General features: G+C 60.1%; 9 protein-coding genes and 1 pseudogene. 6 read left to right on the forward strand and 4 right to left on the reverse strand.

The annotated features are described in order from the left end of the window. Positions 1-462 precede the first annotated feature (462 nt). The 6 genes and pseudogenes from SM763_RS21645 to SM763_RS21675 all read left to right on the forward strand — a co-directional run bounded on the left by SM763_RS21645 (position 463) and on the right by SM763_RS21675 (position 10,679). Positions 463-3,156, forward strand: coding sequence for a PAS domain-containing hybrid sensor histidine kinase/response regulator (locus SM763_RS21645; protein ID WP_368999729.1), 2,694 nt, complete (start codon positions 463-465; stop codon positions 3,154-3,156). Between the two features lie 1,168 nt (positions 3,157-4,324). Then, a pseudogene (locus SM763_RS21650) lies at positions 4,325-4,654 on the forward strand (helix-turn-helix domain-containing protein); the annotation flags it as partial. Between the two features lie 867 nt (positions 4,655-5,521). Then, the gene (locus tag SM763_RS21660; RefSeq protein ID WP_368999730.1) at positions 5,522-7,576 is read left to right on the forward strand and encodes an AAA family ATPase; all 2,055 of its coding nucleotides are present in this window, start codon (positions 5,522-5,524) and stop codon (positions 7,574-7,576) included. 3 nt (positions 7,577-7,579) lie between these two features. Further along, entirely contained in the window at positions 7,580-7,867 is a 288-nt protein-coding gene (locus SM763_RS21665) for a hypothetical protein (RefSeq protein ID WP_368999731.1), read from the forward strand. 38 nt (positions 7,868-7,905) lie between these two features. Next, on the forward strand, positions 7,906-9,654 hold the full coding sequence (locus SM763_RS21670; RefSeq protein WP_368999732.1) for a site-specific integrase: 1,749 nt from the start codon (positions 7,906-7,908) through the stop codon (positions 9,652-9,654). Next, on the forward strand, positions 9,654-10,679 hold the full coding sequence (locus tag SM763_RS21675) for a hypothetical protein (RefSeq protein WP_368999733.1): 1,026 nt from the start codon (positions 9,654-9,656) through the stop codon (positions 10,677-10,679). Before SM763_RS21670 ends, SM763_RS21675 begins: the two co-directional genes overlap by 1 nt. Before the next feature lie 79 nt (positions 10,680-10,758). Here the strand turns inward: SM763_RS21675 and SM763_RS21680 are convergent, their stop codons facing one another. From SM763_RS21680 to SM763_RS21695, 4 genes are all read right to left on the reverse strand, one after another. Then, a complete protein-coding gene (locus tag SM763_RS21680; RefSeq protein ID WP_368999734.1) occupies positions 10,759-10,989 on the reverse strand; it encodes a transposase family protein in 231 nt (76 codons plus the stop codon). A 375-nt stretch (positions 10,990-11,364) separates the two neighbouring features. Beyond that, a complete protein-coding gene (locus tag SM763_RS21685) occupies positions 11,365-12,135 on the reverse strand; it encodes a cephalosporin hydroxylase family protein (RefSeq protein ID WP_368999735.1) in 771 nt (256 codons plus the stop codon). A gap of 28 nt (positions 12,136-12,163) precedes the next feature. Beyond that, positions 12,164-13,009 carry an NAD-dependent epimerase/dehydratase family protein gene (locus tag SM763_RS21690; protein ID WP_368999736.1) on the reverse strand — a complete coding sequence of 282 codons (846 nt, stop codon included), beginning with the start codon at positions 13,007-13,009 and terminating at the stop codon, positions 12,164-12,166. 19 nt (positions 13,010-13,028) lie between these two features. Continuing rightward, positions 13,029-14,243, reverse strand: a complete 1,215-nt coding sequence (locus tag SM763_RS21695; RefSeq protein WP_368999737.1) for a glycosyltransferase family 2 protein — start codon at positions 14,241-14,243, stop codon at positions 13,029-13,031. Positions 14,244-14,412: the final 169 nt, after the last annotated feature.

The following is a 14,412-nucleotide window of genomic DNA, read 5'->3' on the forward strand; positions in this document are numbered from 1 at the left end:
ACTCGGCGTCAAGCCCGTCACAATTTACAGATATGTCGGCCCCAACGGGGAACTCAGAGAGAACGGAAGACGCGTCCTGGCCGCTTAGAGTGTCATTCTGCACTCAGCCGGAATCGACCCCCTGTACAGATTTCCAATCTGGCCTTCGGTCTCGTCTCTTCCCCGTTCGGGACTGGATCGGGGCCCGTCGGCCGCCTCCGCCCCGCCCGAAAACATGCCCAAAATGCGACGCTTTGACGGTTTTTCTCCTGATTTGAACCGCTTACTAACGGTTGGCTGCTAGTTTTCGTATCATCGGGGCAGAAACCGACGCCCGACCGCTGCCTGAACGCCTCTTTGCACCCGGCAAAGGACGCGCTGCAGGCGGCCCGGGCGCGACTTGGATCTGTCCTGAACGTGTCTGGCACCCGGCTGGCACCCTTGATACAGGGCCGGTCGTACTAGGATTTAAAGAGGTTTTCGGTGACGCAGGCAGAGCATGCCCAGGATGATACGGCGCTTCGCGCCCTGATCGGCGCAGCCCAGAGCCCCATGGCCCTGCTCGGCGGCGATGGCGCGATCCTGCATGCCAACAAGGCCTTTGCGCGCCTTGTGCCGCTGCGCCCGGGTCCGGCGCCGGGTATGCAGCAGTTCGTCTCCCCGCCGCCGCTGTCGCCGGAACGGCTCAGCCCCGGCGCAGGCCCGGCGCGGATCACCACCATGGCCGCGAGCGGGGACCGGCTGCACTGGAATATCAGCGCGCTGCGCCCCGGTCTCTTCCTGATCGAGCTGACCCGCTCCCAGAGTTTCTGGCGGCGCCGGTTCTATGCCCGGCTGCGCGGCCTCGCCCGTGCCACCCAGAGCCCGGTGATTTTCTGTACCCCGGAGCAGCGCATCCGCTGGATCAACCCCGCCTGCGAGCGGCTCACCGGCTACAGCAACGGCGATGCGCAGAACCTCAACCCCAGCGAGATCCTGCAAAGTGCCCATATGGATCCCGAGGGCACCGCCCGCATCACCCGGGCCATGGCCGCGCAGCGACCGGTCACCGCCGAGCTGCTGAACCGCGCCCCGTCCGGGCGGGAATACTGGCAGATGCTGGATGTCACCCCGCTGCACGGCCCCGACGGGCAGCTCGAAGGCTATGTGGCGGTGCTCACGGATATCACGCCGCTGAAACAGGCCGCCGAAGAGAACATGCGCAGCGCCCGGCTGGGCCGGATCATCGAAGAAAGCCTGCATGAGATCTATGTCTTCGACCCCGACAGTCTGAAGTTCACCGAGGTGAACCGGGGCGCCCGCGACAACCTCGGCTACAACATGAAAGAGCTGGCGCAGATGACGCCGCTGGACATCAAGCCGGATTTCACCCCTGAAGCCTTCCGCAAGATGGTCGAGCCGCTGACCTCGGGGCGGCAAAGCGTGCTGCGCTTCAAGACCCGGCACAAGCGCCGGGACGGCAGCTGCTATCCGGTGGAGATCACCCTGCAGCTGATGATGGACGATCAGCCCTGGTTCGTGGCCATGGTGCAGGACACCAGCCTGCGCGATGCCAGCCAGCAGGCGGCGGAAGTGGCTCATGCCCGGCTGGTGGCCGCGGTCGAGGCGCTGCCGGACGGCTTTGTCTATTATGATGCCGACGACCGGCTGGTGCTGGCCAATTCCCGTTACCGTGAAATCTATTCCGCCAGCGCCCCGATGATCCGCGAAGGTGTCCGGTTTGAGGACATCCGGCGCTACGGGCTGGAGCATGGCGAATATGAAGAGGCCAGGGGCCGCGAAGAGGACTGGCTGAAGGAACGCCTGGCCCAGCACGGCAAGGAAAGCGGCTCTTTGCGCCAGCGGCTCAGCAACGGGCGCATCCTGCAGATCTATGAACGTAACACACCCGATGGCGGCCGGGTCGGCTTGCGGGTGGATGTCACCGAATTCGACGAGGCCCGCGCCCGCGCCGAAGCCGCCAACGCGGCCAAGACCGCTTTTCTCGCCAATATGAGCCACGAGCTCCGCACCCCGATGAACGGTATCCTCGGCACCCTGCAACTGCTGGAGGACACCCGGCTCGACGCCGAGCAGAGCGAAATGCTGACCACCGCGGAAACCTCGGCACAGGGGCTGCTGTCGATCCTCAACGACATTCTCGATCTGGCCCGCATCGAAGCGGGCAAGGAAGAGCTGAACATCGCCCCCTTCGTGCCGAAGACGGTGCTGGAGCAGGTCGCCTCGCTGCACCGGGTGGTGGCCGAGCGCAAGGGCGTGGCGCTGGAACTGGCACTGGCACCGGGCACCGGCACGGCGCGGCTTGGCGATGCCCGCCGGATCGGCCAGATCCTGCATAACCTCTGCGGCAATGCGCTGAAATTCACCGAAGTTGGAGAGGTACGGCTCAGCGCCGAATTCTCGGGCGACGGGCACCTGTGCCTCGAGGTGCGCGACAGCGGCATTGGCATGACCCCGGAAGAGCTGCAGCGGGTGTTCGGTAAATTCGAACAGGCCGACAATTCCAGCACCCGGGCCTTTGGTGGCACCGGCCTGGGCCTCGCCATCGTCTCGGAGCTGGTGACGCTGATGCAGGGCCAGCTGGAGATCGCTTCAGAGCCGGGGCAGGGCACCACCATACGGGTGCGGCTGCCGCTGGAGCAGGCCGATGATGCGGACGCCGCGCCCCCTGAGACAGCCGCCAAAGCGGACGCGGAGACAGAAACAGGGACGGGCGCCGATCTGCCGCCGCCCCCCTCCGAGGCTCTGCTCCTTGCCCAGCCCCCCGCAGGATCTGAGACCTCCGGCCCGCCGCTGCGCATCCTGGTGGCCGAGGACAATGCCACCAATAGGCTGATCATCGGCAAGCTGCTGAGCCGGATGGGCCATCAGGCGGTGCTGTGCCACGACGGGGCAGAGGCCGTCGCAACCTGGGAGCCGGGGGCCTTTGACTGCCTGCTTATGGATATTTCCATGCCGAAGCTCTCTGGCATCGAGGCGCTGCACGAGATCCGCAAACAGGCCGGTGGAGCGGAACTTGCCCCGGTTTTTGCGGTGACGGCCCATACCATGCCGGACCAGGTGGACTCGCTGCTGCACGAGGGCTTTGACGGGGTGCTGAGCAAACCGATCCGCACCATGGACCTGAACCAAGCCCTGTTGCGCTGCCGGTCCGAGAGCAGGCCTGTGGACCTGTGAGTTGCGGGCACTGCCGACAACCAAGGAGGCCGCTACGGGATGGAAACGGCCAAGTCGGTAGTACCCTCGGTCGGGGATCTGGCGCGCTACACCTGCGGCAGGTCGTGGTTCGGGGAACAGGTGGTCAAGGTGTGGACCGCCCGGACAATCGCTACGGCTTATTCGCCACCCATTTCGGTGGTGGCATACCCCAGTAATCCCGCCCCCCTCGACTGCAAGGGAGGCAATCTGATCCATCTGAGCGGATGGAATTGACACCCCATCCGCTCAGATGGCGAACAGCTAGGTAGGATACCCTCACGTCATGGTCCTCTTGATAGGCCTCTATGTAGTCTGTTTGGTTCTCCAGTTTCATAAACACCCTATCTCGGTGTCCAAGAAACCGGCAGCAGGCCACTTCTTTGACTGGATACTGACGCATTGTCATGCTGCGAGCTTGGGAAATGATGATCTGATCCACCGGACCAGCACCAAGGAGCGTTGCAAGCAGTGCATGTCCACATTCATGAACCGCAATACGCCACAGCATCCGCTCAGTCTCGTCTCGGACATCGTCAAGACTAGCAATAAGGTAAGACGGGTCGAATACAGTGCCGTTGCGGTGTGCGCACGCCGAGGTAGTGATAGTGATCGTTTTTTCGCATACTTGAGCTTCCCCCAAAGAAGTGGTCCGTCCCTATGATTAGGAAACGGAGGACCATAAATGGCAACGAGCGCCACCTGTCACTTGAGGCCCCCTCAATAGTGAACACTTCCGTATGGGGTGCGGCTGTGTTAGCTCCTTGCGAGGAGGCTGTGATCGGCTGAAAGGCCTCCGCCGCTGCGAAGATGCAGTCCAATCGCAAGGATGGATATCCAAGAGTTTGCCGAGGTCGCCAGGGCTCTCCTCAGTGAGAGCCCTAGGCTTTCCAAAATGAAGTTCTGGGAAACTCTTCAGGGCGCTCTGTTTCGATTTCGATGATCTCCAGATGGCGGCATCGTGTCCTAGCGAGACCGCGTGATGAGGGTCAAACCGCATCCATTGCAGATGCGGTCTGTGCAGCACCCGTTAAAACATTACATAATTATCATTATACGATTAATACGTGTAGCCGCAAAGCAGTAATGTCACCCATCAGCAAAGCAGAAGTGTCACTATCCTCGCATACGGTAGCGAGAACGAGCGGACATGGGATGGGTGATGATGAGCGAGCGCGAGTTGAACCGTGTTGAGGTTTTGGCGCAGGTCGATGATGGTCGGCTGACGGTAGACAATGCGGCAAACCTGCTGAATCTGACAAGGCGGCAAGTGTTCCGGCTTATCAAGCGATACCGGCAGGATGGCGCCTCAGCGATCCGGCATAAGGCGCGCGGCAAACCTCCAAACAACCGTGTCCATCATGCAAAGCGCGATTATGCTCTGAGCCTGATCAAAGAGAATTACCCGGATTTCGGCCCAACACTGGCAGCTGAGAAGCTGGCTGAGCATCACGGGTTCACGGTGTCTCGTGAGACCTTGCGAAAATCTTTCTTTATTTTCTGATGCTGATCAGCCGATGGCACGGCTGGATCGGTGGAATAAGGGTGGATGTTGCATCGTGTTCGATTAAAGCGATCTCAGTCAAGCGTTTCAAAGTGTGCGAAAATGGATGATCGAAGACGGCATCTGGCTCTCGCGGAAACAGCGCCGGACCTTCCATCAACCTCGCTTACGGCGCGAATGCTATGGTGAGCTGATCCAGATTGATGGTTCGTATGCGCCGTCCACATCCCATTGGGAATTTCGGTGCCTGCTGGTTGACAGGTTCCAGCCCTTGGTGCGGACGAGCACGTCAGGGAGTCCCGGGCGAGCTCACGGCTTTTGATTGTGCGGCGGCATATCTCAAGGCCACCCTCGAAGCCATCGCTGCAGGTCACCCTGCCAGCCAGCTCGACGTGCTCCTCCCTGGAACTTCAAGCCGTCAAGTTGACAGCCCGGCGCCCGGCAGACGCCGCTTACCACCGTGCAGGGTGTGCCGGTTCACATGCTGCAGCGCTGACTGGGCATGCGCAGCTGTCGACCACGGCGATCTATGCCAATGCCGTCGGCCGCGAGGAGCAGGACATCGCCGCCCGTATATGGCGGTAGGTGACGCGAAGTCACGCCAGCAACGACGAAATGCGAAAAAACTTTCTTCATTTTCTGATGCTGATCAGCCGATGGCACGGCTGGATCAGTGGAATAAGGGTGGATGTTGCATCGTGTTCGATTAAAGCGATCTCAGTCAAGCGTTTCAAAGTGTGCGAAAATGAAAAATATATATTTATCATGTGCTTATAGTTAAAATTTGGGGATGGATGACACTGAGAATCTCGGATAGGGCGCGCCGTTCTCAAGGAGAGCAACGTGACTCAGTATTTCCCACCCAATGACTACCCCCCTGTTTGGCGACCATACGCCCTCACACTAGCTCGGCGTCTGCGTGAAAGCGTCATCCCCGGACCTGTCGACGAGGTCGAATTCTGGGATGTGGATAGTGGCCGCAAGCGGGATCCGCAGGCGGATGGCATCATGGATACGCATCCTGGCCGCCTCCTCATGCTTTTCCGTATCGCCGCCAGTTTCGGGCCCGAGGAGCGATTTCAGGATCAGGTTCGGCGCCCGGGAGGCGTGACTGTCTGGACCGGCATCAAGCCGCGCGAACTGCCCGGCATCGAGTATCTTCTGAAACATGGCGGGGTGCCTCTCGACATACGGGTCCACACGCGCAGCCCCCATCGACCGAGTGAGCCGGTCCTGCAACTCTGCAAGCCCGATACGCAGTATTCCGGGGAAGTTTCCACAGCGATGCAGGTGGCATTCGAAAACCGCATCACCGAAGCACTGTCTTTCCCGGCCCCGGTTTTGATCTTGCTGCCTGACGGGCTGGAGCTGTCTGCGTCTCTCAAGCGCATCTTGCCAGAGGCGGAACGCCTCGCGGCTGTTGATCGCACCATCATGCTGACTCTGTTCTGCGAGCTCTACAATCTGTCCGATACAGAGGAGCGGACGACTGTTGCGCACCATCTTCCGGACGATGCAACTTTGGCGCAGCTCGACTACCCGTCAGTGATCATGGCCTTGCGCTCGCCTTCGGCACTCGAAGCTGCCCGCAAGCTACAGAATATGGCACGGCCTGATCGTTCCGTGCGCAAGGACGGCCTCACACTTGAAGAGATCGGCGGCTCGTCAGCCGCACATCGCGCGGCGGCAGCTCTCGTCGCCGATATTCAGGCAGGCAAGCAGGGTGCGGCGCGCTGGTCCGAGATTCCCCGGTCATTGCTGTTCTACGGCGAACCAGGCACAGGCAAGACGGTCCTTGCGCAGGCCATTGCGCGGTCAGCGGACGTGGCGATCGTCATTGCGAGTGTCGGCGAATGGCAGGCAAAAGGCCATCTCGGCGACATGCTCTCTGCTATGCTCAGGACATTCTCCGACGCGGGGGCGCGCCGCCCTTGCATCGTCTTCATCGATGAGGTCGATTCATTTGGCGCCCGTGACAACCGTGATCGGCACAACAGCAACTACCGCCGTCAAGTGATCAACACGCTGCTCCGGGAAATCGACAAGTTCCTTGCGCTCGAAGGCGCCATACTGCTCGGAGCATGCAATGCTTTGGACACCCTTGATCCAGCGATCCGGCGGCCAGGCCGCTTTGATCAGATCGTCGAACTGGGGCGACCGTCGCTGGAGCAAATTGTTCATATCCTGCAGGGAGAGCTTCCTGAAGCTGTTGATCTGACGTGCCTGGCGCGCCACTGTGTCGGCCAGACGCCAGCCCAGATCGACGTGACGTTGCGCGCGGCGAAGGCCGCGGCCCGTCGCGAGGGGATCAGGTTCACCACAGAGTATCTCGCAGCGCAGCTGAGTGCCGGGCGCTCGGAGACCCCCGTCGTCGAGCGCCGGATCGCTGTCCACGAGGCTGGGCATGCGTTGATCACATCGATGTTGCTCGGCACGGCAGCAATCGAACGTGTCGTGGTCGGACAGGAGGACGGACATACGATACGGCGGTCCGCGATCCGCGAGGCGACGCTTGCAGAGTTCGAGCGTGAGATGATGATGCACATGGCGGGCCGTGCTGCGGAGCGCCTTGTGCTTGGAAATGTCAGTGCCGGCGGCGGCGGTGGTCAAGGGAGCGATCTCGCGCAGGCGACCCATCTACAGATGTTTTTCGACCGACAAGCAGGGCTCGGAATTCACGGTCCCGCCTGGCTTGGAGAACCTGATATATCGCGGATCTCCGAGAAGTACTGGGATCGTGTGCGCGTTAAGCTCGAGGAATTCGAGCGAATGGCGGGTGACCTCCTGCAACCGCACCGGAGTCTGCTTGAACGCCTTGCCGCAGAGTTGCTCGTCCGACGCGAGATGAATGCCGAAGAGCTACAGCCTTGGCTGATCCAGCTTAGGAACTTCAAGTAAACGATGAATATGAACTACAGTTTAGTTTACCCCGACCAATCTCGCTTGGTCGGGACGGAAAGCATTTCGCCCTCGCAACTCGACGAAGTCCGATACTTTGTCGAGATCGTCGAGCCGATAAAATTCCCTCTGTACCAAAAAACTTGGCCAGGAGTTTTGTACGGGACCGAAGGAGCTTATGCGTTTATCCGCCTGCCGATCCTGACCAAAGGTGAGGATGTGGCAAAAAGTGAGGCGTACACCACCGTTAGATGTTTTTCGAAACTTCCTATGCTGTACGCCTCACTTTGAAAATACATCAATTATTTTATTGACTTGGAATATACGTGATGGACACCCTGAAATCCATGAAAACGATCGCTGACATGGTCCACTGGATCGAGACCGATAACCCATTCACCCCAGCCTTCCAGAAGAAAGTCCTTGGGTCTGTACGGAAGATGAAAAAACTGCCGCACTATGGCGTTCCCTTGGAACAGATCCCGGCGGATCTGGATGCCTTTGACAAGACCTGGGGCCGCGGCCCCGTGCGACAGCTGCCAGTCGGGTTCAAGTCAACGTCGTCATTCTCGGCTTGGCGATCACAGGTACGTTCCGCTTTGACCGCATTCTTCGGCACCGCCAAACCGGTCGCCACCGCCGACCCTGACGATAACTGGTCCAAGCTTATGACAGACCTTGAAACTGCAGGGGTTCCTGCCAAGAAGCTGATTGCCGTCACAGTCCTGGCAAACGCTGCGCGCCAAGAATCTCTTGCCCCGATCGAGGTTTTACACTCGTGGCTCCAGGGTGCTGTGGACACGGCGGATATGCCGGGTCGCCACCGATCCATCAAGGCTGCAAGCAAGCTGATCCACAAGCACCGAAATGTCCTCTCTGTTGAGACGTCTCCGGATTTCGGAATCCCGGTGCAGAAATCCAGGACGCACTGCATCCGTCTTGCGCTTCCCGAACCCTTGTCAACCGAGGCTGAGACCTGGAAACAGAAGCGTATCCAGGGAGAACGAAAAGGCCACCGCCGCAAGCGGAAGAGCGCCTGTTCACCTGCGCGCGCAGAGCAAGCGATGCGCGGTGTCACCTATGTCTACAGGGCCATGGTTGACGCAGGCATTCTCCAGCGCGAGCAGGCCTGTTCGGTATCCGAAATGGCCAATCCGGAACTGCTGGCGGACGTTATTGAGCAAGAATTGAATGGTGACGTCCCCTGGCAGCCTTTACAGCCGACAACATTGTTCGAATACGTCAACAACTGGAAGCTCTTCGTTCGCGGCAGCGGTCATGATGCCGAGGCGCTGACCGAAGTCATTGGCGATTTCAGTGAGTTCGAGAACGTCAAATCCATGTCGACCTCTCGGCGTGGCTGGTGTGAAGCCTTCCTGCTCGATCACCACAAGCAGGCTGCGTTTTTCAGCTTGCCGAACGCGCTCTTTCACAAGGCGAAGAAGGCCATGCAGGCCTACGAAACAGGATCCCAGCGTGAAAAGGACGCGGCCATCGCATTGGGGATCGCGGCCTGTGCCGCAGCGATCTGGACCTCCCTGCCCCTGCGGATTTCCACCCTCCTCCAGCTGACTTACGGTGGTGAGAGCGCAGATGTCCAACTCCATGGAAGCCGACGCGGCCTTGTGCTGACCACGCCGCCTGACATCGTCAAGAACGGATACTCCCACCACTACATTACATTGCTTGCGAAGCGTGGTGGAGATCCGCGGGAAATCGTCTCCTGGTTCGCGCACGAAGTACGTCCGCGCCTCTTGGCAGCCCACATCGCCCCTCACCTTCGACAGCCCGATCGGCTTTTTGGCGGGGTGTCCTATGCGCGCCTGAGCTCCATCTGGCGAGATGCTACCCTCAGCGCAGGCGTACCAATGACGCCGCACCAGGTTCGCCACGCCTTGGCGACAATCATGGCCAACCAGCCGGGCGCTGATTACGCGATCATCGCGGCCCTGCTGGGGGACACAGAGGCAACCGTCCGAAAAAACTACGTGTTCGTCGACCAGGCTCGCAAACATGAAGAGGGCCAGAAACTTCTTGCCCAGATCCAGAGTAATGTCCTGATGCGGGGTACTGCGTGATGCCTGAACGCAAATCCTTGCCCCTGGAACAGTTTCCCCGGAAGTTTCAACTCGCCGTCAAGCGCTTCGAAAAGCCTCGCCGAGGCCGCCGCAGATACTCAAAAGCATCGATCCAGAAAACGATCGTATCCTTTGGCCAATACCTGGCTGTGGTCCAGAAAGCTGGCCTGCCCTTGGAGCTATCCCGCGACGGGCTGTCCGTCTTCATCGACGACCTCGACGCTCGCAAGCTTCGCAACAGCACGAGACTGACCTACCTTTCGGGCGTCCAAGCCATGGCGAAAGAGGTGAAGTATTCTACGGCGGAGCGGCGCCTAATCCTGGAAGACTGCGAAATTTACCGCGAGGCCATGATGCGGGAGGTCCCGACCAAAGTACGTAAGATGGCTGCGCGCCCCATCACTCTGCGAGATGTTGCAAAGGCCGGGGTCAAATGGCGCCAGAAGGCGAGCCAGGCCGACACGATGAACAAGCGGCGAACCTATTTTCAGCGCTCAGCTGTTCTCGCTTTACTATCCATGGTTCCTCTGCGGATCTCGGATGTCACCGGTCTGATTGTCGACGAGCAGATCCAGCGTCGTGAAACCGGCTGGTTCTTGAACCTCACGTCCGGAAAATCGGATTATCGTCATAATGGTTCGCTCCATCACAGCTTGACGCCATATCTCGATGACCTGTTGCTATACGGTGAAAGCGGGTCAGTGCATCTTCGATACGCTGGACGTATCGGCACGCCCCTCTTCGGCACGGAGATGAACCGGCATCTTTCTTCCCGAACGTTGGCCTACAACTTCAAAGTGGCGACAGGACATGCCCCACATATCGTTCGCACCCTCGTACATGACGCAATGGCAAAACATGGGGCCTATGGCGCCGAACTGGCTCGTATTCTCTGCGGTCAAACCAGCATTCAGGTCGCCAAGAGCTACGAGGTTCACGCCAAACGTTTCCGCGCCGAACGGGCGCAGGAGATTCTCAGAAATATCCAAGCGAGGACCTTGCCCAAAAGCCCTCAACGACAGTAGCCAGACTTGGAAATTCGGAACCGGACTGCCTAGACCTCTAGCTCGCGATAACCTTCCGACGGAATTGTTCGTCGCCAGATCATTTGACTGATGCCGAGAAGATGTCATGCGAAGGAACCGTGTACTTGAGCTTGAAGAAGCCCCTGAAAACGGTTTCCTTCGCTCGCCCGAAGGCTGCCATCTTAGCGCAGGAGGTCGCTCTGCAAAGAACCGACACGAAGGCGATGACGAGCAGTTCGCCTAAGTCATGCCGCGCGTTCGCAGCGCGGGGATCGAGGACGTCTTCGAAGGCCGACAAGAACAGATGCATGGCGGTGATGGGCTCAAGGGGGACAGTCCACCTTCAGAATTCATCATGACCTCAGCCGCAACCCACACCGTTCAGTGCATCGTGGCCATATGCGATTTCCATGTCCCGAAATGGAGTTGGCCTCGTTTCGGGGTCTCTTCGAACCACACAACAAAAAGCTATTGGAGGAGTTTGATGTGGATCTATCCCGTTAAAATTATGCGGCGCAGTTGCCCATTTACTCACTCGACGCCGCAGAGAGGCACCGACCTCTGCAATGGCCGCACCGCACCACCACCGGAACACAAATAACCGCCGGAAAATGTAACGACCTGCCGTTATAACCGGCGCGACTTTCCCGCACCGGCTGTGATCTATTCCCTAGTAAATCCCGCGTCAGTCGATGCGGCGCAGGAAGCCGCCCTTTGCGACGGTGATCAGCAGGCGTTCGTGGATCTCGCTGTCGGTCTCGAAGCTGCTGCTCTCCTGCAGATAGGACTGCACGGCGGTATAGGGATTATTACCCTTGCCCCAGGGACGGTCCGGATAGGTGTCCTCTTCCATGTCTTCGACCAGAGTGTCGAACACCACGCAGTAGCTGCCGGAGGAGGTGAGCGGGGCATAGGCACGCAGCTCTTCCAGGACGTGTTCATGGGTGTGGTTACTGTCGAGGCAGACCAGGATCTTCTTGTAGTCGGCCGCGAAATCGCGGACCTGGCTGATGATCTCGGGATCCACCGAGGAGCCCTGGATCATCTCGATCCGCGAGCGCATCGGATGGGCGTCGATGGCGGCGCGGTTGTGGGCGCGGATGTCGATATCGATGCCCAGAACCTTGCGTTTGGAGACCGCCGGATCAAAGCTTTCCCCGGCTTCGATGGCATCGACCATATCCAGCATGGCCAGCATCGAGGCGGAGAACACCAGCGAGCCGCCATGAGCGATGCCGGTTTCAATGATCAGATCCGGCCGCAGCTTGTAGATCAGCTCCTGCATGGCGACGATGTCCTGCGGGTACTGAATGATCGGGCGGTCCATCCAGTGGAAATTGTAGGAATACTGCGCCTTGGCGGAGCTGCGCAGGAAATCCAGCGCGGTTGTCTGAATGGTGGGGTTTGCACCCATTTCCTTGATGCGGCCGGTAATCTCGGTTTTGAAGTCGGTCATGGTGTCAGTCTCTTGCTCGATAGGGGGGTCAGATGGGAAGCGGGGCATCGGTGCGGTGGCCGATCACGCAGGGCGGATCATCCGGATTGCCGGGGCGGGCGCCAAAGATCAGCAGATCCCGGCGGCCGTATTGGTCGGCGATGCTTTCGGCTAGGGCGCGCACCGAAATGCCGGTGCCGCTGCAGATATTGCTGATGCCGCTGCGCGGGGACAGGGCATCCTGAACCAGCAGGGCGGCGGCGGCATCGACATCCATAAAGTCGCGGATCTGTGTGCCGCTGCTAAGCTCCAGCGGACGGCCTTCGGCCAGATGCGCATGCAGCGAGGCGACCAGCCGCCGGGGGTCCTCTTCCGCTCCGTGCAGATAGAACAGCCGCGCCCAGAGAAAGGAGACACCGGCCTGCGGCAGCGCCGCTTGCAGAGCGGTTGCGCAGGCCGCCTTGGCGGCGGCATAGGGCGACTCCGGCGCCAGCGGCGTGTCCTGGAAGGCCTGGCCGCCGTTCAGATCGTATTCCAGGCAGGTGCCGAGCCCCACGAAACGCGGCACCCCGGCCTGCCGGGCGCCTTCGGCCAGAGCCATGGTGCCGGCTACACAGTGCAGATTCTTGAGCGAGGTCTGGTATTTGCCCGGCTCCGCATACCAGGCCATGTGCAGCACCAGATCATAACCGCGGGCGGTTTCCGCCCACCAATCGGCGGGTTGCGCAAAGAGATCCTCGACCTCGACGACGCGGTCCCGGGGATCCGGGGCACAGATGCGCCCGGCCGAACCCTTCCGGATGACATGACACAACTCATGGCCGCCTTGGCGCAGCTGCCGTGTAACAGCGCGGCCGACAAATCCGGTGGATCCAGTCAGAAGGATACGCATCATTGCTGCCCGCAGCCTCTCTTCATACGAATTTCTGCTCCAACTGGGTGCCCGTGACATGCGCCAGCGCGCGCTCCCGCGCGGCGTCGCACAAGACTTCCTCCTCGCAACCGAAATCGAGGACGACATCCCGCTCGGTGATACCCTCGGCCTCGGTCACGCGCCGGACCGGCAGGATGGTGAAGGTCTTGAGCTGCTGCAGAGAGGCCTCCGGGTAATCTCCGATGACCGCGACCCCCTCGGCCCGCAGGGTTTCGGGCAGTTTGACACAGGCAAAATAGAGCGCCGCCGTACTTCGGATCTGCGCCATCGGAACAGGCAGATTATCGACCTGCCCCAGCCCGCGCAGCCGCGCCGCAAGCGCATAGTTTTCCAGCGGGTCGGCGCCCAGATTCAACCGCAGCCGCAGCCCCGTGAGCATGCGTTCGATCGGGTGAATCCGCAGATAGTTGGCAACCATATCCGGCTTGGTCAGACCGCCATGGGTCAGGGCCAGACCATAGAGAACCTCCAGGCCACCGCGGTAGATGTCCCAGGCGCTCATGACATCGCGGAACCCCAGCTGCGAGCGTGTATCGCCTTCGAAGTGACGGCTGACGGAGATATAGAAGGGGTCCTTGGCATAGATCAGATCCCCCGCCCCCAAGTATTCGGCAGGAATGGTGAAGGCCCAGAATGCAATATCGGTGGCGATCGGGTGCAGGGCGCGGAAAGCCTCCCGGCGCAGGATGCAGATTTCCGAGTAGATGCGGTGCTCTACGATATGCTCCAGCAGCTGGGCATATTTGCCCTGACCAATGGTGACATCGCGCGGCTGGCTGTAGAATTGCGCTTGCACCTCGCCGGTGACCAGATCCTTGATCTGCCAGGGGGCATAAAGACCGCTGGCGGAGGGGTTGACCTCCAGCATGGTGATGGCACTTTGCAGGGCCTCGGGCTGCAGCCGGTCGTCATCCGCGAGATAGACGAGATACCTGCCCTTGGCCGCGCTCATCACCGAATGAATGTTCGGCACCGCCCCGATGTTTGTCTCCTGCCGGAAGGTTCGCAGAGGCAGCCGCTCCCGCGCCGCCTCCAGCACAGCCTGGGTGCTGTCTTCGGAAGCATTGTCAGAGACCAGAACTTCGGTTTCAAAGGGCAGCTGCGGCAGGATCTCCTCCAGATGCGCCAGCACCGTCTCCAGATATCTGGCCCGGTTGAATGTTGGAATGCAGATACTGAGTTTCAGGTCTGACATACGTGAAGTTTCCTGTTCGAATGTGCTGGGGGTCCGGCCGCAAAGCCGGAAGTCAAAGAGAGAGAGGCCAGACAGGCCGGTTCCAGGGTCACGGTACGGGACAGTCGCCAGACACTGCCGCGCGTATCCTCATGCGGCTGTGGCCTGTAGCAAAAGGCGCCAAGCAGGG

This window comes from Pseudophaeobacter sp. C1-32P7 (assembly GCF_041008775.1).
GTDB classification, from domain to species: domain Bacteria; phylum Pseudomonadota; class Alphaproteobacteria; order Rhodobacterales; family Rhodobacteraceae; genus Phycobacter; species Phycobacter gallaeciensis_A.

Bases quoted from the DNA above. Each gene is read 5' to 3' on its own strand.
- SM763_RS21695 (WP_368999737.1), bottom strand. From the start codon at position 14,243: ATGTCAGACCTGAAACTCAGTATCTGCATTCCAACATTCAACCGGGCC.
- SM763_RS21665 (WP_368999731.1), top strand. From the start codon at position 7,580: ATGAATATGAACTACAGTTTAGTTTACCCCGACCAATCTCGCTTGGTC.
- SM763_RS21690 (WP_368999736.1), bottom strand. From the start codon at position 13,009: ATGATGCGTATCCTTCTGACTGGATCCACCGGATTTGTCGGCCGCGCT.
- SM763_RS21675 (WP_368999733.1), top strand. From the start codon at position 9,654: ATGCCTGAACGCAAATCCTTGCCCCTGGAACAGTTTCCCCGGAAGTTT.
- SM763_RS21685 (WP_368999735.1), bottom strand. From the start codon at position 12,135: ATGACCGACTTCAAAACCGAGATTACCGGCCGCATCAAGGAAATGGGT.
- SM763_RS21670 (WP_368999732.1), top strand. From the start codon at position 7,906: ATGGACACCCTGAAATCCATGAAAACGATCGCTGACATGGTCCACTGG.
- SM763_RS21680 (WP_368999734.1), bottom strand. From the start codon at position 10,989: ATGCATCTGTTCTTGTCGGCCTTCGAAGACGTCCTCGATCCCCGCGCT.